Here is a 16,916-nt window from a genome sequence, read left to right as displayed (position 1 = left end):
GGAGGAGGAGCCTCAGGGGGTGGGCATCCCGCCGTTGAGGTTCAGGGTCTCGCCGGTGACGTAGCTCGACTCGGGCGAGGCGAGGTAGACGTACGCGGCGGCCATCTCGGCCGGCTGGCCGGCGCGCCCCAGCGGGGTCTGCTGGCCGAACTCGCCGAGGGCCTCGGTCGGCTGGCCTCCGGTGACCTGCAGCGGGGTCCAGACCGGTCCGGGGGCCACGACGTTGACGCGGATGCCCTTCGGCGCGACCTGCTGGGCGAGGGCCTTGCTGAAGGTGTTGATCGCCGCCTTGGTGCTGGCGTAGTCGACCAGGCCGGGGCTCGGGCTGTAGGCCTGGATCGAGGAGGTCGTGATGATGCTCGAGCCTGCGGGCAGGTGCTTCAGGGCCTCCTGGACCATCCAGAACAGCGCGTACACGTTGGTCTTGTAGGTCTGGTCGAACTGTTCCGACGTGACGTCGGCGAGGTCGTCGACGTACTGCTGCTTGCCGGCGACGATCACCAGGACGTCGAGCCCGCCGAGCTGCTCGACGGCGTCGGTGACGACCTTGCGGGCGTTCTCCTCGACGGACACGTCGGCCGGCAGCTGGACGACCTTGCGGCCGTCCTCGCCGATAATCTTGGCGACGTCGTCGGCGTCCTCTTGCTCGCCGGGCAGGTAGTTGAGCGCGACGTCGGCGCCCTCACGGGCGAAGGCGATCGCGGTGGCCCGGCCGATGCCGGAGTCGGCGCCGGTGATGAGCGCCTTGCGGGCGGCCAGCTTGCCGCTGCCGACGTAGGAGCCCTCGCCGTGGTCGGCCTTGGGCGTCATGTCGGCGTCCAGGCCGGGCGCCGGCTGCGACTGCTCCTCGGTGTTCGACGGGTACTGCGTGACGGGGTTGATCAGGGTCATGCAGCCTTCTTACCCCCGAGCTCCCACCTCACCGGTAGCGGCGGGCCACCGTTCCGGCCTCCTGGCCGTACGCGGGCCCGTGGCTGACCGCGTGCACGAGCAGCGGGTGCAGCTGGTGGAGACCGATCAGGTCCTCCCAGCCGGCGTCGAGCCCGGCCTCGTCGGCGTACGCGGCGCTGATCCGCTCGAGCCCGGGGACGCCGAAGAGGTGGAGCATGGCCAGGTCGGTCAGGCCGTGGCCGCCGTGCGCGGCCGGGTCGATGACGACGACGCCGCCCGGGGTGAAGACGACGTTGCCCGACCACAGGTCGCCGTGGACGCGGGCCGGCGGGCGGTCGTCGTCGAGGTCGCCGCCGCGCAGCCGCTCCGCCACCCGCTCGACGGCGGCGAGCGCGGCCGCCGAGAGGTGCCCGACGTCGTGGGCCTCGCGGGCGTACGGCAGCACGCGCTGCTCGGCGTAGAAGGTGCCCCAGGTCGCGGTGGGCCGCATGCTCATCCGCTGCCGCCCGATGAACCCGTCGCCCTCCCACCCTGCGGGCGGGGAGCCGAAGGCCGGGGCGCCGGCGGCGTGGGTCCGGGCGAGGGCCCGCCCGAAGGACTCGGCCGCGTCGGCGGTCGGCCGGGCCGTCTCGAGGCGGTCGAGCACGATCCGGTGGCGACCGACCTCCCGCACGCCGACGACGGCCGCACCGTCCGGCGCCGCCGCGAGCCAGCGCAGACCCGCCGCCTCGACCGCGAAGTACTCCGGCGGCGTGCTCGGGCCGCCGTGCTTGACGTACGGCTCGCCGGCCCCTGTCGGGGACGGCCCGGAGCCGCTCAGAGCTTCAGCCGCCCGCGGAGGACCGACACCGAGGAGTGGGCCGGGTCGGCGTCGTCCGTCGGCTCGAGGGACACGTCCACGATCGGGTGGCCCTCGAGGCTCATGCCGGCCGGGACGGGGAAGCGGCCGGACAGGCCGGTCATCATCCCCATCGGGACCATGTCGGTCGCGCGGCTGTCGGTCATCCACACCTCGAGCCGGCCGTCGGCGACGGCCGTCGCGGGCATCTCCATCGAGACGACGAGCGTCCGCTGGCCGTCCGGGTCCTCCTCGACGGTCGCCGTGCCGTTGGCGCCGGGGAAGCGGGGCAGCGCGTTCAGCTGGGTGACGCCGACGACGTCAGGCGCGGGGTCGAGAACGCCGCGCAGACCGAAGCCGGCCAGGCCGGCGACGAGCGCCACGGCGGCGGCCAGCGCCGGGACGAACCAGCGGCGCCGGGGACGACCGGCCCCACGCGCCCGGTCCTCGTGCCCCCGGTCCTCGGACGCCTCGCCGGACCGGCGGGTCTCCTCGCCCACCCCGCCGAGCGGGACGGGCGCGGGCGCGGCGGGCGGCACGACGGGTCGCTCGCGCAGGACGACGGCGCCGGGGAGCGGGATGACGCGCCCGTCGTTGACGTCGCTGGCGATGCGCTGCCAGACGCGCGGGTGCGGCGCGGAGATCCGGTCCTGGGGGCCGAGCGACTGCCCGACGGCGACGACCTGCTGGAGGGCGTGCACCTCGTCGGTGCAGGGGCGGCAGGAGGAGACGTGGTCCAGCAGGCTCTGGTCGGCGTCCTCGCCCAGGGCGAGGAGCGCCAGGAGGTCAGGAGCCGGATGGGCCATCGCCTGACTCCTCCAGTCTCCGTCTGATCTTGATCAGGCTGCGCCTGATGTGGCTCTTGACCGTCCCCGGGGGCAGCTGCAGCCGCTCGGCGATCTGCATGTGCGTGAGGTCCTCGTAGAACGCGAGGCGGAGCACCTTCTGCGGCATCTCGTCGAGCCGCGCGATCTCGTCGGCCACGATGAGGCGCTCGGCCACGTCCAGGGGTTCGCGCGCAGGCTCGGTGTTGGACGCCACCTGGTCGGCGATTCTTCGCTGCCGGGCCCGGCCCTGGTGCGCGTCGACGATCTTGTTGCGGGTGATGCCCATCAGCCAGGCGGAGATGCTGGCGCGCTCGGGCTTGTAGTTGTGCCGCTTGTCCCAGGCGGCGACGAAGACCTTCTGGGTGACGTCCTCGGCCTCGGTGACCTCGCCGAGCGAGCGCAGGCAGACGCTGTACACGAGCGAGGAGTAGCGGCGGTAGATCTGCTCGAGAGCTCGTTCGTCCCCGTCGAGGAACGCCGCCACGAGGGCGTCGCGCTCCTCGTCGTCAGGCGCGGCAGTCACGCGTCGTGTTCCTCCCGGTGCGGTGGGCACCGCGACTCTACGTGGCCAGGGCCGGGTTCGAACCGGCGACCTTTCACTTTTCAGGCGAACGCTGCTACCAGCTGAGCTACCTGGCCGTGGGTCAGGCAGGACCTGCCCGCCCACGGCACCAGACGCGCTAGGCGTCTGCTGCCGCTTCCGCGACCCCGACGGGACTCGAACCCGCGACCTCCGCCGTGACAGGGCGGCGCGCTAACCAACTGCGCTACGGGGCCTCATGGCCCAGAACGCCCTTCCGGGCGCCCGCAGAACTATAGCGCAGCAGCGCCCTGCCGCCGAACCGAGAAGATCGGGGTGAGAACCGGCGGGCGTACGGGTCCCCGGCCGACCAACGAGGTGCCGCTCGGCCCCCGGGTAGTTTCGGTCGATGAGAGCCACGTGGGGACTGACCGCCGCCGCCACCATGACCGTGGGGGCTCTGCTCGCCGGGTGCACGTCGCCGTCGTCGCGTGACGCGCCCGCCCCGGCCAGCCGGCCGACGCAGGCCGGCGCCGCAGACCGACCGTTCGTGGTCGAGGAGGTCGCGGAGCTGGACGAGCCCTGGGCGATGACCTTCCTGCCCGACGGCCGGGCGCTCGTGACCGGCAAGGGCGGCGAGCTCACCCTTCGCGCCACCGGCGGCGGCCTCACCGACGTCGCGGGGGTGCCCGAGGTGGAGGACTCCGGCCAGGGCGGGCTGGGTGACGTCGTCGCGGCGCCTGACTTCGCGTCGACGGGCACCGTGTACCTCAGCTGGGCCGAGGCCGGCGACGGGGGCTCCGGCGCGGCCGTGGGGCGGGCGACGCTGGTCGACGACGGCGGGTCGGCCCGGCTGGAGGGCCTCTCCGTCGTCTGGCGGCAGCGCCCGAAGGTGAGCGGCAACGGCCACTACGGGCACCGCCTGGCGTTCTCCCCGGACGGCCAGCACCTCTTCGTCTCCTCGGGGAGCGCCAGAAGATGGCGCCCGCGCAGGACCTGGGCTCCAGCCTGGGCAAGATCGTGCGGCTCCGCCCCGACGGCACGGCCGCCGAGGGCAACCCGTTCGCCGATCGCGGCGAGGTCGCCTCCGAGGTGTGGAGCTACGGGCACCGCAACCCGCTCGGGCTCGCCTTCGACGCCGACGGCAACCTCTGGAGCTCCGAGATGGGGCCGCAGGGCGGCGACGAGCTGAACGTGGTCCGCGAAGGGGCGAACTACGGCTGGCCCGAGGCGTCGAACGGGTCGCAGTACGGCGGTGGGGAGATCCCCGACCACGCCGAGGGCGACGGCTTCGAAGCCCCGAAGGCGTCCTGGAACCCGTCGATCTCGCCGGGCAGCCTGATGATCTACAGCGGTTCCGAGTTCCCCGCGTGGCAGGGCGACGCGTTCCTCGGCGCCCTGTCCGGCGAGGCGCTGGTCCGCGTCGACCTCGACGGCACCGAGGCCGCCAAGGCCGAGCAGTGGGACCTGGGCCAGCGGGTCCGGGAGGTGGAGCAGGCCCCGGACGGCACGATCTGGCTGCTCACCGACGAGGGCCAGGTGCTCCGGCTCGTCGCTCGCTGATCCACCGACCCGGCTTGACCGTGCCGTACGGGCGCTCGCTCGCGCACCGGCCCAGGCGGGCCTTCGGCCGGGACGGCCAGCTCGGGCCGATCAACCGGTCCGACCGGCCCGACCGGTACGCCTCCCATTCGGCGGACGGGCGCTCGCCGGGCACGATGAACGGATGTCTACGCACGTCACCCCACGTCCGGACACCGCCACTGGCCCGCACGAAGCGCCCCGCCAGCTGAAGCGGTGGGTGTTCTGGCCGGCCGCCGTGATCGTGCTCGGCTTCGTCGCCTTCACGCTCGTGGCGCCCGGCAGCGCCGAGGCGCTGTTCCTGAGCCTGCAGGAAGGGATCGTCTCCAACTTCAGCTGGTACTACGTGCTGGTGGTGGCCTTCTTCGTGGGCTTCTCGCTCTTCCTCGGGTTCGGCCCGTTCGGGGGCATCAAGCTCGGCAAGGACGCGGACGAGCCCGAGTTCTCGACGGCGTCCTGGTTCTCGCTGCTGTTCGCGGCCGGCATGGGGATCGGGCTCGTCTTCTACGGCGTCTCCGAGCCGCTGAGCCACTTCGTCTCGCCCCGCCCCGGGGTCACCGGCTCGGAGGACCAGCTGGCGCAGCAGGCCCTGACCCAGACCTTCCTGCACTGGGGGCTGCACGCCTGGGCGATCTACGTCGTCCTCGGCCTGGCCCTCGCCTACGCGATCCACCGGCGTGGTCGCCCCGTCTCCATCCGCTGGGCCCTCGAACCCCTCCTGGGGGACCGCGTGCGGGGCGGCTGGGGCAACGTCATCGACGTCGTCGCCCTGGTGGGGACCGTCTTCGGCGTCGCCACGTCGCTCGGGCTCGGGGTCATCCAGATCGGGGCAGGGCTCGAGAGCGCCGGTCTCGTCGAGAGCAGCGTCGTCGAGCAGCTGGCGATCATCGCCGTGATCACCGCCGTCACCATCGTCTCCCTGGTCACCGGGGTCACGAGGGGCATGAAGATCCTGTCGAACTTCAACCTGGTCCTGGCCGCGGCCGTGCTGGTGTTCGTCCTCGTCGTCGGGCCGACGCAGTTCCTCCTGCGCGACTTCGTCCAGTCGATCGGTGCCTACCTGCAGAACGTCGTGGGTCTGTCGTTCAACATCACCGCCCAGCAGGGGGCCGCGGGTGAGGAGTGGCAGGGCGCCTGGACGACCTTCTACTGGGGCTGGTGGATGTCGTGGGCCCCGTTCGTCGGGATCTTCATCGCCCGCATCTCCAAGGGGAGGACGGTCCGCCAGTTCGTCGCGGGTGTCCTCCTGGTCCCCACGTCCCTCACCTTCCTCTGGTTCGCGGTGCTGGGCGGCGCGGCGATCCACCAGCAGACCGACGGGGCCGGCGGCCTCGTGGGTGCGGACGGGTCGGTCGACGTCGAGGGCTCGCTGTTCGCCCTGCTGGGCGGGCTCCCGGCCGGGACGGTCTTGACCTTCGGCGCGATCCTTCTGATCGGGGTCTTCTTCGTGACCTCGTCGGACTCGGGCTCCCTCGTCATGGCGATGATCGCCTCGGGCGGCGACCTCGAGCCCCGGAACTGGCTCCGGGTCTTCTTCGCGACGGCGGCCTCGCTGCTCGCGGTGGCGCTGCTGCTCACCGGCGGCCTGAACGCGCTCAAGACGGCGGCGATCACGACCGCGCTGCCCTTCAGCGTCGTCCTGCTGCTCACCTGCTGGTCGACCGCGCTCGCCTTCACCCGTGAGCGGCGGGCCTACGACCGGGCCGAGCGCGAGGTGCTCCTCGAGCACGTCGGCGACTACTACGGGCTCGAGGTCGACGCGCCGACCCGGGCGAGGGCGCGCGGTCCGATCACGCAGCAGTGGGAGGAGCGCAGGAGGGGGCGGCGCGGTGACGACCGCGCGGCCCCGGCGGCGCCGGACACCTCGGCGGGGCAGGGGACCGGGCGGGCGGCAGCGGTCGCACCGGAGCCGCAGGAGGACGGTCGGGTCGGGCCGTCGGCGCAGGAGACCCCGTGACCGGCGCCGAGCGCCGCTGGTACCCCCAACGGGATTCGAACCCGCGTTGCCGCCTTGAAAGGGCGGAGTCCTAGGCCGCTAGACGATGGGGACCTGTGGTGCTTCTCTGTCGTGCTCAGAGCCACGACGCTCGCGGCGCAGCGGCCCCCACTGTAGCGTCGCGCGACCGTACGCCGCCCGTCACCGACCCGGCCTCTTCCGAGGGGCGACCGGGTGGCGGCGAGCGGCGTACGGGCGGGATCAGATGGGCGCGTAGCCCTTCGCCAGCACGGTGACGTGCACGTGGTTCTTGTGGTTGGCGCTGTCGCTGCCGCGGCCGGCCATGGAGCGCCAGCCCTGGCTGTCGCGCTGCACGTTCCAGATGTGCTGGTCCCAGATGATGTAGTTGATGCCGAGCTCGGAGTGGTGCGCCCGGAGCCAGCGCGACAGGTCGTAGCCGAGCTGCTTGCCCGCCTTCGACTTGTAGTCGGGGATCATCAGGTCCAGCGCCCGGCCCGACGGGTGGTCGGGCAGCGCGTCGGGACGCACGGTGCCGATGGTCTTGATCTGCGGCCAGTTCTTGCGCACCGCCTCCAGCACCTTGACCCCGTTGGGCTTGAGGCCCTTGGTGCTGCCGGCCGTCGAGCCGCTCGTCGGCTTGGTCTTCGACAGGTACTGCGCCGTCACCCAGCGGACGGCGCCGTCCCAGATGATCTGCGCCCGGGCGTTCTCGGTCTTCCCCGTGATCGAGATCTTGGTGCCCTTGGGGATGTCCCCGAGGTCCTCGAAGTCCGCCCCGCTCGTGGTGCGGATGGTGAGGTCGGCCGTCGCGTAGCGGGTGCCCGTCACGGCCGGGAGCGGCGGGGCGCTCGGCTGGTCGGTGTCGCCGTTGGTGAGGTACTTGGCGAGCACCCAGCCGACCGTGTCCTCGAAGATGATCTGCGCCCGGGCGTTGTCGGTGGCCCCGGTGATCGAGACCGTCGTGCCCTTGCGGGCCAGCCCGAGGAGCTTGCCGTCCTCGGCGCTGGTGGCGCGGACGTTCAGGTCGGCGGTGGTCTTGCGGGTGCCGATCGGCTTGGGCAGCCCGCCGTTGCTGGTGGCCGCCGTCAGGTACTGGCTGCTCACCCAGCCCTTGCGCGAGCCGGCCGTGACCTCGGTCCAGCCCTTCGCCGTCTTGCCCGTCGTGGTCACGCGGGTGCCCTGGTCGAGCACGACGATGACGTCGTCGGTCAGGCTGGGGCCCTCGCGGAGGTTGACCTGGGTCGTGGTGACCTTGGCCGCGCCCTTGTCGACGTCGTCGCTGTCGGGCAGGTCGTCGCCGCCGGTCAGGTAGCGGCTCGAGACGTAGGCCTTCGCGCCCTTGAACGTGATCGTGGTCCAGCCGCCGCTCTCGGCGCTGGCCTTCACGGTCTGGCCGCGGTGCAGGCTGCCGAGGATCTTGGCGCTGGTGCTGGGCTTGGCCCGTACGTTGAGCTCGGTGGTGGCCGTGACCGGGGTGCTGGCCGTGGCCGCGCCCGATCCGAGCAGGCCGATCGTCGTGGCGATGGTCAGGACCGCGACCAGGACGGCGCGGATCAGGGTCGAGCGCATGCGGTGGTTTCCTCCGTCGATCCCGAGTGCGTGGGGGCGTCGCCCGGGTGATGCGCCGGAGGGTCACCGTTAGGTCACATTCGTCACATCAACCTCAAACTGCGCAGGACTTTAATCACGTCTCAGTCACCACAGCAAGGGTTGAGTAGATTTCGCAGTCAGGAAGCAAGGCGACACGCGGATGACATGGTGATAATTCCACAAGTGTCATTCCTTGCCTCCAGAGCTGTTCCCCGCGTGGAACGGGCCCCACGACTGCCCGTCGCGCCGGCTCGGCCACCGACCGGGCCGCCGCCCGTAGGCTCGAGTGATGGTCGAGACCCCGCCCGAACCGCTCGGCCCCCTCAGCGCCGCCCAGTTCGACGACCTGGTCGCCGCGGCGCTCGACCGCGTGCCGTCCGAGCTTGCGGACCTGATGGACAACTGCGTGGTGCTCGTCGAGGACCGGCCGCCGGAGGACGCACCCGACGACCTCCTCGGGCTCTACGAGGGCATCCCGCTGACCGAGCGCGGTGAGTTCTACTCCGCGGTGCTGCCCGACCGGATCTACGTCTTCCGCGAGCCGATCCTGGCGATCTGCGAGACCTTCGACGACGTCGTCGAGGAGGTCCACATCACCGTCGTCCACGAGATCGCCCACCACTTCGGCATCGACGACGACCGGCTGCACGAGCTCGGGTACGCCTGAGCATTCTCCCTCGTGGCGAGAGCGCTCAGGCGAGCAGCACGAACCCCAGCCCGCCGAGGGCGGTCAGCCCGAGCAGCAGGACCGCGAGCGCGACGGGACGGCCGTCGCCGAGCGTGCCGCCCCCGACGAGCGCCTCGGCGTTGAGCCGGAACCGTCGCAGCGCGGCCAGGCCGAACGCCGCGGTCGCGCCGAGGGAGAGCGCGCCGGTGAGGACGGCCAGGGCCAGCGACACGTCGACGAGGAGCCGGGCGACGAGCAGCCCGCAGGCCAGGCCGGAGAGCATCGTGCGCTGCCAGGCCAGCCCGGTGCGCTCGTTCTGCAGCCCCGAGTCCCAGGGCGGCGGGGCCTCGTGCGTCACCGCGGACGCCTCACCCGACGAAGAGCACGACGGCGGCGATGAGCGCGACCACGACCAGGACCCCCACCAGCACGAGCAGCAGCGGGGACGACGGCAGCGCCCGCCCCTCGCGCATCGCGCGCTCGCTCCCCACCCAGCGCAGCCAGGCCCCGACTGCGCAGCCCAGGCCGCAGGCCACCAGCAGCAGGGAGGCGAGGCGCACCTCCAGGCTCAGCCGCTGGTCGATCCGGGCGACCGCCGCGACGGCCACGCCGGCGGCCAGGAAGCCGAGCCCCGTCCGGATCCAGGCCAGGAAGGTGCGCTCGTTGGCGAAGGTGAAGCGCGGGTCCGGCTCGCTCCCGACGCCGTAGACGCTGCGCGGCCAGCGCCGGTCGGCCTGCTCGTCGCTCACGCACGGCAGCGTACGGAGCCGCCGCGGCGGCGTGGGGTCCCGAGCCAGCCGGGTGGTGCGGTGGGGTACTAGGAGCGGGCCGCGGCCTCGACCGGCTGCTCGACCGTCACCGGCGGGCGTACGCGCCGTTGCTGGCCCAGCACGACCGAGACCAGCACGAGGGCCGCGCCCAGCACCTGCAGCAGGTTGAGCCGCTGGTCGAGCACCCACCAGCCGAGGAACGTGGCCATGACCGGGTTGAGCAGGCCGAGGAAGGTCACCGACGCCGCGCTCAGCTGCCCGATCGCCCAGAACCACAGCGCGTACGCGAAGATCCCGCTGATCACCACGAGGTAGACCAGGCCGCCGACCTGCGTCGGGGTGACCGAGCGGGGCAGGCCCTCGAAGACGAGGGTGAAGGGCAGCAGCGTCAGCCCGGCGAAGAGGAAGGTCCAGCCGGTCACCCGGATCGGGCCCATGCCGGGCGGGCTGCCCCAACGCTTCATCAGCACGGTGCCGAACGCCATCATGACCACCACGGCGACCATGGCCAGGATGCCGAGCAGGTCGAGCTTGGCGTTGGCCCGCAGCACCAGCAGCGCGACGCCGACCACCCCGATGATCCCGGCGACGACCTGCAACGGCCTGATCCGGTTGCCCAGGATCGGCACGGCCAGGACCACGACGCAGATCGGGCCGAGCGAGTTGATCACCGCCGCGACGCCGCCGGGCAGGTGGTAGGCGGCGAAGAAGAGGAGCGGGAAGACCGCCGAGGCCCACAGCACCGACATCAGCAGGAAGCGGCCCAGCCAGAGCCGGTTCGGCAGCCTGCTGCCGATCACCAGCACCAGCCCGGTCGGCAGCGAACGCATCAGCGCGGCGAGCAGCGGCCGGTCGGGCGGCAGGAAGTTCGTGGTGAGCAGGTAGGTCGTGCCGAAGATCAGCGGCGTGAGCGCGCTGACGTAGGCGAAGCGGCTGCCGCCCTCCTGCTCGCTCACTCGGCGACCTCGGCGCTCGACAGGGAGGCGGCCGGGGTCAGCCGGCTCGACGTACGGGTGCTGGTCCAGCGGGCCAGGCGGCCGAACGCGGCCGGGTCGGTCCAGCCGGAGCGGCGGTCGGTGGCGTCGACCGGCACGGCTCTGCTGAGCGAGGCGATCTCGGCGCGGACGGCGTCGTCGGCGAGGACCGCGACCCCAGGGACGAGCCCCTGGATCGCGTTGACCTCGAGCGTGCCGAGCACGTCGGGCGCGATCGACGGGGCGACGACGACCAGCGGCCGCGACGCCCTGATCGCGTGCTCCAGCGCGGGCAGCAGCTCACGGATCGTCCCCACGCCGCCCTCGCAGACCAGGACGAGCGGTGCGTCGAGGACGGCGGTCCCCGTCCGGGTGTCGGTGGCGAAGTCGGCCGAGGCGTGGCCGGCGGCGACCTCGACCGTGCCTTCGGCGTCGCGGTCACGCTCGCCGAGCGTGTCGCGCGCTGTCTCCGGACGCCTCCGGGCCTGGGCCTCGGTCACGTACGCGGGGGAGGGCGCGTCGGACGGCAGGTTCGGGATGTCGCGCGCGGGCGGGCCGAGCATCTCGGCAGCGCGGCGGCGGTTCAGGGCGCGGTCGTGCAGCGCCCCGTAGACGGTGAGCGCGAGCGCGACCACGAGGACCACGACCATCACCACGACCCACGCCTGCACCGGCTCAGCGTGCCACAGACCTCATAGCCTGGCTGGGTGGCGAGATGGTGGGCACCGGACCCCGCTCGGCGCCCCGAGACGGTCGCCGAGCGCAAGGTGCGCGAGGCGATGGAGCGGGGCGAGTTCGACGACCTGCCCGGCCAGGGCAAGCCGCTGAACCTCGACGACCGCGACCCCAACTGGTGGGTCAAGGGGCTGCTCGAGCGCGAGCAGATCCGGATGCCCCTGCCGACGTCGCTCCAGCTGCGGCGCGAGGCGAGGGAGATCGACGAGACCGTCGCCGGCTGCCGCGACGAGGCCGGCGTCCGCGACGTTGTCGACGAGCTCAACGAGCGGATCCTCGACTCCCACCGGCGCCGGGTCGACGGCCCGCCCGTGATCACGGCGAAGGTCGACCTGGACGCCGTCGTCGAGCGCTGGCGCGAGCGGCGGGGCCTCCGGAGGACCCACCCTCAGGCGGGCGAGGTCCCCCCTGGGGTGGACGCGCCGGCCGAGCCGGCTGGCGACGCTGAGGTCATGGACCCCTCGCCGATGCGTTCGCTGCTCCGCCGTCCCTGGGCCGTGGGGCTCCGGCTGCTCCTGTGGCCCCTGGTGATCGAGGTGGCGGCCTCGTTGACCGCCCGGACCCAGGACGACGCACTCGGTGCCGGCCTCCTCGCCTTCGCCGTGATCGCGGCGCTCGCCTTCGTGCTCGCGCTCCTCGACGGCCTCGTGCTCAAGGCTCGGCCGCTGGTGCTCGTCTGGTCCGTCGTGACGGTGCTCGTGAGCCTGCTCGTGAGCTTCCAGCCGACGATCGACGGCCTGGTCGACGGGGACGGCCGGAGGGCGCTGCGGGAGTCGTTCCGGGTGGACGCCGCCGACCTCCCGTCGTCGCTCCTCTTCTTCCTCGTCCTGGTCGGCGTTCCGGCCGCGCTCGGCGCCGTCAGCGGCGCGGCCGTCCGGCGCTCGACCGGGAGCGAGCGGGGACGGCACGCCGGCTCCGCCCTCACCTAGGCTGAGCGGGCCGGGCCTCTAGCTCAACTGGCAGAGCAGCGGACTTTTAATCCGCGGGTTGTGGGTTCGATCCCCACGGGGCCCACCCGGCTCCGACGCCGCCCGCCGAGGGTCGCACCGCAGGGCGGCCGAGGCCGTCGCTGGCGTGGACGAACTCCTTCCCTTTCCTATGGATCCGGTCGTAACTTGCTCGCACGACCCCCCGAGGCGTCGCGCCCACCGCGAGCGCGAGCACGGTCCACGTCGTCGGCGGGTCGTCGACGCCGCCCGGCGGGTTCGCGGTCATCACCGAGGACCAGTGGCTCCTCGAGCTGAACCTCAACCTCCTCGGGGCCGTGCGGCTCGACCGGGCGCTCCTCCCGACGTTGATCGCGCAGGGCTCGGGCGTCGTGCTGCACTTCGGGTCCATCCAGCGCGAGATGCCCCTGCACGACGCCACGCTGCCGTACACGGCGGCGAAGGCCGCGCTGCGCACGGACAGCAAGGGCCTCGCGAACGAGCTGGCCCCGAAGGGCGTGCGGGTCAACACCATCAGCCCGGGCGGGATCCAGACGGAGGCGTTCGCGACGTCGACACCATCGCTCACGGCAGCGGCCGGTCGCGCGAGGAGGCGCGGCAGAGCGTCCTCGACGCCCTCGGCGGGATCCCGCTCGGTCGGTTCGCCAGCACCGAGGAGGTGGCCGACCTGGTGGGCTTCCTCGTCTCGGACCGGGCGTCCGCGATCGTCGGAGCGGAGTGCAGGATCGTCGGCGGAACGGTCCCGACCCTCTAGGGCTACCTGCGGCTCGGGCCGGGCGGGTCCTCCCGCCCTCCCGGGCCGGCAGGGCTCAGCCGGCCTTCCGCTGCCGGTAGGCCCGCGTCTTGTGGCGGTTGCCGCAGGTGTCCATCGAGCACCAGCGGCCGCCGCCGCTGCGCGAGGTGTCGAGGTAGGCCCAGTGGCAGTCCTCGGACGCGCAGAGCTTGAGCCGCTTCCAGCGCCCGTCGGCGACGGCCGTCGCGACCGTCTCGACGACCGCGTCGAGGCCGGCCGAACCGGTGTCGGCGGCAAGGCGGAGCCGGCCGTCGTCCGCGCGGAGGCGGAGGGGGAAGGCGCGGAGGACGTCGGTGGCCGGGTCGGAACGCCGACCTCTTCGAGGCCCTTCGACAGGCTCAGGGGGCGTGCCGGCATCGGCAGGCTCAGGGAGCGTCTCGAGCAGGGCTGCGCGGAGCCCGTCGCGGAGCGTCCGGGCGGCGCCGAGGTCGGCGGGTGAGGCGGTGGTCGGCAGGCCGTGCTCGCCGAACCATCCCTCCAGGGCCTCGACCGTCGTCAGCCGGTCCTCGGCCTGGTGCACGGTGCCGAGGCGGAGGAACGTGCGCTGGTCGAGCGTGTTCAGCAGGTCCACCACCGCCACCAGCCCTACCTCGTCCACGACACCAGCGTAGCGCGATGCCGGTGTTGACGAACTCGCGACACCGGCTTTACGTTGTGCTGGTGTCGAGCCACGCCGAGAACGACCTGGTCCGTCCCTTCGCGCTGCACGTCCCCGAGGAGGCGCTCGACGACCTCCGCGAGCGCCTGCGCCGCACCCGGTGGCCCGAGCGCGAGACCGTCTCGGACGGCACGAGCGCGAGCTGGCAGCAGGGACCGCCGCTGGCGTACGTGCGGGAGCTCGTCGAGGCCTGGCTGGCGTACGACTGGCGCCCGGTCGAGTCGGCGCTGAACGCGCACGGGCAGGCGCTGACCGAGGTCGACGGGCAGGAGGTCCACCTGCTGCACGTCCGCTCGCCCCGGCCGGACGCGAAGCCGCTGGTGATCACGCACGGCTGGCCGAGCGCGGTCCTCGAACCGCTGGCCGTCGCCGACGCGCTCGCGAACCCCGACGACCCCGACCAACCGGCCTTCCACGTCGTCGCACCGTCGCTCCCCGGCTACGGCTTCGGGACCCGTCCGAGCAGCCCCGGCTGGAGCGCCGAACGCACCGCCGACGCGTGGGCCGAGCTCATGACGCGGCTGGGCTACGACCGCTTCTACGCCGCGGGCGGCGACTGGGGCGCGCGGGTCACCGCGGGCCTGGCCGTCCGGCACGCCGAGCGGGTCGCCGGCGTGCACAGCTTCACCCCGTACGTGGAGGCGCCCGGCGACCCCGAGGCGTACGGGCCCCTGAGCGAGCAGGAGCGCGGCTGGCTGCGCGACCGGCAGGACTTCATGGACCACGGGCGCGGCTACTCGATGGAGCAGTCGACCCGCCCGCAGACGATCGGCTACGCGCTCACCGACTCCCCGGTCGGGCAGCTGACCTGGGTGCTCGACAAGCTCTGGGCCTGGACCGACCACGACGGCGACCTGGAGACGGCGGTCAGCCGCGACCAGGTCCTCGACCTGGTCACCTTGTACTGGCTGTCGGCGACGGCCGCGTCGTCGGCCCGCTTCTACTGGGAGAACAGCCCGCCCGACGAGTCCGGCGAGATCACGGTCCCGAGCGCGGTGACGGTCTTCCCGGCCGACATCGAGAAGCTCCCGCGGCCCTGGGTCGAGCGCCGCTACACCGATCTGCGCTCGTTCCGCGTCGTCGAGCGCGGCGGGCACTTCCCGATGCTCGAGGTGCCGGAGACCTACGTCGCCGAGCTCCGCGCCGGGCTGGGGGCGCTGCCGTGGTGACCACCGGAACGGCCGCCGCGCCGCCGCGCGTCCCCGACGACGAGCTCGACGACCTGCGGAGGCGCCTCGCCGCGTACCGGCGGGTGACCCTGCCGTCCGGGCACGGCTGGGACCGCGGGACCGACGCCGACTTCCTGGCCGACCTGGTCGACCACTGGCGCGAGCGCTACGACTGGCGCCCGCACGAGGCGCGGCCGCGCGACCTGCCGTGGGTCCTGACCGAGGACGCCGAGGTGCCCGTCCGGGCGGTCCACGTCCGCAGCGGGCGCCCGGACGCGCCGACCGTGGTGCTGCTGCACGGCTGGCCCGACTCGGTGCTGCGCTTCGAGCGGGTGCTCCCGCTGCTCGGGGACGTCGACGTGGTCGTCCCGGCGCTGCCCGGCTACCCCTTCGCGGCGCCGGTCGCCCGGGGCGGCCTGTCCTCCGTGGCCATCGCGTCGGCCCTCGCCGCTGCGCTGCCGGAGCTCGGGGTCGAGCGCTTCGTCCTCTCCGCCGGCGACGTGGGGGCCAACGTGGCCAGGGCGCTCGCGCAGCAGCACCCGGACCGGGTCGCCGCGCTGCACCTGACCGACGCGCCCCAGCAGCACTACCTGGTCGAACCGCCGACCGACCTGACGCCCGAGGAGGAGGCGTACGTCGCCCGAGGACACGCGTGGCAGGCGGCCGAGGGGGCGTACGGGCACGAGCAGTCGACCAAGCCGCACACGCTCGCCGTCGGGCTGGGCGACTCCCCGGCCGGGCTGGCGGCGTGGGTCGTCGAGAAGCTGCGGTCCTGGACCGACTGCGGCGGCGACGTCGGATCGGTGTTCAGCCCCGACGAGCTGCTCACCTGGGTCATGGCCTACTGGACGACCGGCGCGATCGAGACGTCGTTCACCCCGTACGTCGAGCGGTCCACCTCGGGGCGCTCGGGCCGGACCGCCGTGCCCACGGCGTTCACGCTCTTCCCGCACGACCTCGTCGGTGCCCCGCGGTCGTGGGCCGAACGCTTCTACGACGTCCGGTCGTGGCGCGAGCACGACGCGGGCGGGCACTTCGCCGCGTGGGAGCGCCCGGACGACTACGTGGCGGGGGTGCGCGCGGCGCTTGCCCTGGCCTGAGGGACCCGCGCCCCGAGCGACGCTCGTCGGTGAGGCAGGGTGGACGCATGACCACCTGGCTGATCACCGGCTGCTCCACCGGCCTCGGGCGCGCGTTCGCCGAGGCCGTCCTCGACCGCGGGCACGACGTCGTCGTCACCGCGCGCGACGTCGCGTCGGTGCAGGACCTGGCCGACGCGCATCCCGAGACGGCGCTGGCTGTGGCGCTCGACGTCACCGACGACGCGCAGGTGGGCGCGGCGGTGCGGGCCGCGGAGGAGCGGTTCGGCGGCGTGGACGTGCTGGTGAACAACGCCGGCTACGGCTACCGCAGCGCCCTCGAGGAGGGCGTGGACGCCGACGTGCGCCAGCTCTTCGAGACCCACGTCTTCGGCACCGTCCGGCTGACGAAGGCCGTGCTGCCGGCGATGCGCGAGCGCCGCTCCGGCACGATCGTGAACCTCTCCTCGATCGGCGCGCGCGTCGCGCCGGAGGGCTCGGGCTACTACGCCGCGGTCAAGGCCGCGGTCGAGGCGCTGACCCTCTCGCTGCGCAAGGAGGTCGCCCCGCTCGGGATCCGCGCGATGGTCGTCGAGCCGGGCGGGTTCCGCACCGACTTCGCCGGACGTTCGCTGACGCAGTCGACCGAGCCGATCGCCGACTACGCCGACACCGCGGGCAAGCGCCGCAAGGAGAACGACACGGTCCACGGCACCCAGCCGGGCGACCCGGCCAAGGCCGCCGCCGCGCTCATCGAGGCCGTCGAGTCGGACCAGCCGCCGTACATGCTGCTGCTCGGCAACGACGCCTCGGACAACTTCCGGACGGCGCTGCACGCCCTGCTCGACGAGGTCGACCAGTGGGAGACGCTCAGCCGGAGCACCGACTTCGACGAATGACCGGCCCTTGACCGGGTCGTC

At 73.1% G+C, this 16,916-nt stretch carries 16 protein-coding genes, 4 tRNA genes and 2 pseudogenes; 9 read left to right on the top strand and 13 right to left on the bottom strand.

Annotated elements, in window-relative coordinates; genetic code table 11:
- Positions 1 to 12 precede the first annotated feature (12 nt).
- The 6 genes from BLU42_RS15140 to BLU42_RS15115 form a co-directional block, all read right to left on the bottom strand.
- Complete coding sequence (locus BLU42_RS15140) at positions 13 to 891, bottom strand: SDR family oxidoreductase (protein WP_091076015.1); 879 nt, start codon at positions 889 to 891, stop codon at positions 13 to 15.
- Positions 892 to 919: 28 nt separating this feature from the next.
- Complete coding sequence (locus BLU42_RS15135) at positions 920 to 1,711, bottom strand: fructosamine kinase family protein (RefSeq protein ID WP_091080676.1); 792 nt, start codon at positions 1,709 to 1,711, stop codon at positions 920 to 922.
- Positions 1,708 to 2,535 carry an anti-sigma factor domain-containing protein gene (locus tag BLU42_RS15130; RefSeq protein WP_091076011.1) on the bottom strand — a complete coding sequence of 276 codons (828 nt, stop codon included), beginning with the start codon at positions 2,533 to 2,535 and terminating at the stop codon, positions 1,708 to 1,710. Before BLU42_RS15130 ends, BLU42_RS15135 begins: the two co-directional genes overlap by 4 nt.
- A complete protein-coding gene (locus tag BLU42_RS15125; protein WP_091076008.1) occupies positions 2,516 to 3,079 on the bottom strand; it encodes an RNA polymerase sigma factor in 564 nt (187 codons plus the stop codon). The genes BLU42_RS15130 and BLU42_RS15125 overlap by 20 nt, the downstream gene beginning before the upstream one ends.
- 42 nt (positions 3,080 to 3,121) lie before the next feature.
- Positions 3,122 to 3,195: transfer RNA gene (locus BLU42_RS15120), tRNA-Phe, on the bottom strand.
- 64 nt (positions 3,196 to 3,259) lie between these two features.
- Positions 3,260 to 3,333, bottom strand: a tRNA-Asp gene (locus tag BLU42_RS15115).
- A 152-nt stretch (positions 3,334 to 3,485) separates the two neighbouring features.
- Here BLU42_RS15115 and BLU42_RS21725 point away from each other — a divergent pair.
- Both BLU42_RS21725 and BLU42_RS15105 read left to right on the top strand, forming a co-directional pair.
- A pseudogene (locus tag BLU42_RS21725) lies at positions 3,486 to 4,639 on the top strand (PQQ-dependent sugar dehydrogenase).
- 163 nt (positions 4,640 to 4,802) lie between these two features.
- A complete protein-coding gene (locus BLU42_RS15105) occupies positions 4,803 to 6,614 on the top strand; it encodes a BCCT family transporter (RefSeq protein ID WP_091076005.1) in 1,812 nt (603 codons plus the stop codon).
- 17 nt (positions 6,615 to 6,631) lie between these two features.
- On the opposite strand, the gene BLU42_RS15100 is transcribed toward BLU42_RS15105, so the two are convergent.
- Together BLU42_RS15100 and BLU42_RS15095 are read right to left on the bottom strand one after the other, a co-directional pair.
- A tRNA-Glu gene (locus tag BLU42_RS15100) sits at positions 6,632 to 6,707 on the bottom strand.
- Positions 6,708 to 6,854: 147 nt separating this feature from the next.
- Positions 6,855 to 8,183 (bottom strand): SH3 domain-containing protein, encoded by a 1,329-nt coding sequence (locus BLU42_RS15095; RefSeq protein WP_091076001.1) that lies wholly within the window; start codon positions 8,181 to 8,183, stop codon positions 6,855 to 6,857.
- Positions 8,184 to 8,493: 310 nt separating this feature from the next.
- Here BLU42_RS15095 and BLU42_RS15090 point away from each other — a divergent pair, with 310 nt between their 5' ends.
- The gene (locus BLU42_RS15090; RefSeq protein ID WP_091075998.1) at positions 8,494 to 8,871 is read left to right on the top strand and encodes a metallopeptidase family protein; all 378 of its coding nucleotides are present in this window, start codon (positions 8,494 to 8,496) and stop codon (positions 8,869 to 8,871) included.
- Positions 8,872 to 8,896: 25 nt separating this feature from the next.
- Here the strand turns inward: BLU42_RS15090 and BLU42_RS15085 are convergent, their stop codons facing one another.
- The 4 genes from BLU42_RS15085 to BLU42_RS15070 form a co-directional block, all read right to left on the bottom strand.
- Positions 8,897 to 9,229: a DUF202 domain-containing protein gene (locus BLU42_RS15085; protein WP_091075995.1), complete on the bottom strand. Its 333-nt coding sequence runs from the start codon at positions 9,227 to 9,229 to the stop codon at positions 8,897 to 8,899.
- Between the two features lie 10 nt (positions 9,230 to 9,239).
- Positions 9,240 to 9,620 (bottom strand): YidH family protein, encoded by a 381-nt coding sequence (locus BLU42_RS15080; protein ID WP_091075991.1) that lies wholly within the window; start codon positions 9,618 to 9,620, stop codon positions 9,240 to 9,242.
- Positions 9,621 to 9,688: 68 nt separating this feature from the next.
- Positions 9,689 to 10,597 carry an EamA family transporter gene (locus BLU42_RS15075; RefSeq protein ID WP_091075988.1) on the bottom strand — a complete coding sequence of 303 codons (909 nt, stop codon included), beginning with the start codon at positions 10,595 to 10,597 and terminating at the stop codon, positions 9,689 to 9,691.
- Entirely contained in the window at positions 10,594 to 11,286 is a 693-nt protein-coding gene (locus BLU42_RS15070) for a hypothetical protein (protein ID WP_091075985.1), read from the bottom strand. Before BLU42_RS15070 ends, BLU42_RS15075 begins: the two co-directional genes overlap by 4 nt.
- Before the next feature lie 36 nt (positions 11,287 to 11,322).
- Here BLU42_RS15070 and BLU42_RS21165 point away from each other — a divergent pair, with 36 nt between their 5' ends.
- The 3 genes and pseudogenes from BLU42_RS21165 to BLU42_RS21720 form a co-directional block, all read left to right on the top strand.
- Positions 11,323 to 12,279 carry a DnaJ family domain-containing protein gene (locus BLU42_RS21165; protein ID WP_231918182.1) on the top strand — a complete coding sequence of 319 codons (957 nt, stop codon included), beginning with the start codon at positions 11,323 to 11,325 and terminating at the stop codon, positions 12,277 to 12,279.
- 12 nt (positions 12,280 to 12,291) lie between these two features.
- Positions 12,292 to 12,364 (top strand) — tRNA-Lys (locus BLU42_RS15060).
- Between the two features lie 199 nt (positions 12,365 to 12,563).
- Positions 12,564 to 12,794: pseudogene (locus BLU42_RS21720) on the top strand (SDR family NAD(P)-dependent oxidoreductase); the annotation flags it as partial.
- A 312-nt stretch (positions 12,795 to 13,106) separates the two neighbouring features.
- Here BLU42_RS21720 and BLU42_RS15050 read toward each other — a convergent pair.
- The gene (locus tag BLU42_RS15050) at positions 13,107 to 13,688 is read right to left on the bottom strand and encodes a CGNR zinc finger domain-containing protein (protein WP_091075982.1); all 582 of its coding nucleotides are present in this window, start codon (positions 13,686 to 13,688) and stop codon (positions 13,107 to 13,109) included.
- A gap of 62 nt (positions 13,689 to 13,750) precedes the next feature.
- On the opposite strand from BLU42_RS15050, the gene BLU42_RS15045 reads away from it, so the two are divergent.
- Genes BLU42_RS15045 through BLU42_RS15035 form a run of 3 tightly spaced genes read left to right on the top strand, consistent with a single transcriptional unit; the run spans position 13,751 to position 16,895 of the window.
- On the top strand, positions 13,751 to 14,917 hold the full coding sequence (locus BLU42_RS15045; RefSeq protein WP_231918181.1) for an epoxide hydrolase family protein: 1,167 nt from the start codon (positions 13,751 to 13,753) through the stop codon (positions 14,915 to 14,917).
- The gene (locus BLU42_RS15040; RefSeq protein WP_091080668.1) at positions 14,914 to 16,017 is read left to right on the top strand and encodes an epoxide hydrolase family protein; all 1,104 of its coding nucleotides are present in this window, start codon (positions 14,914 to 14,916) and stop codon (positions 16,015 to 16,017) included. The genes BLU42_RS15045 and BLU42_RS15040 overlap by 4 nt, the downstream gene beginning before the upstream one ends.
- Positions 16,018 to 16,064: 47 nt before the next feature.
- Entirely contained in the window at positions 16,065 to 16,895 is an 831-nt protein-coding gene (locus BLU42_RS15035; protein WP_091075975.1) for an oxidoreductase, read from the top strand.
- The last annotated feature ends 21 nt before the right edge of the window (positions 16,896 to 16,916 follow it).

The organism is Microlunatus sagamiharensis (assembly GCF_900105785.1).
In the GTDB taxonomy this organism is placed as follows: Bacteria; Actinomycetota; Actinomycetes; order Propionibacteriales; family Propionibacteriaceae; genus Microlunatus; species Microlunatus sagamiharensis.
Note: the sequence above shows the minus strand (reverse complement) of the source record. Positions and strands in the feature narration are given on the sequence as shown.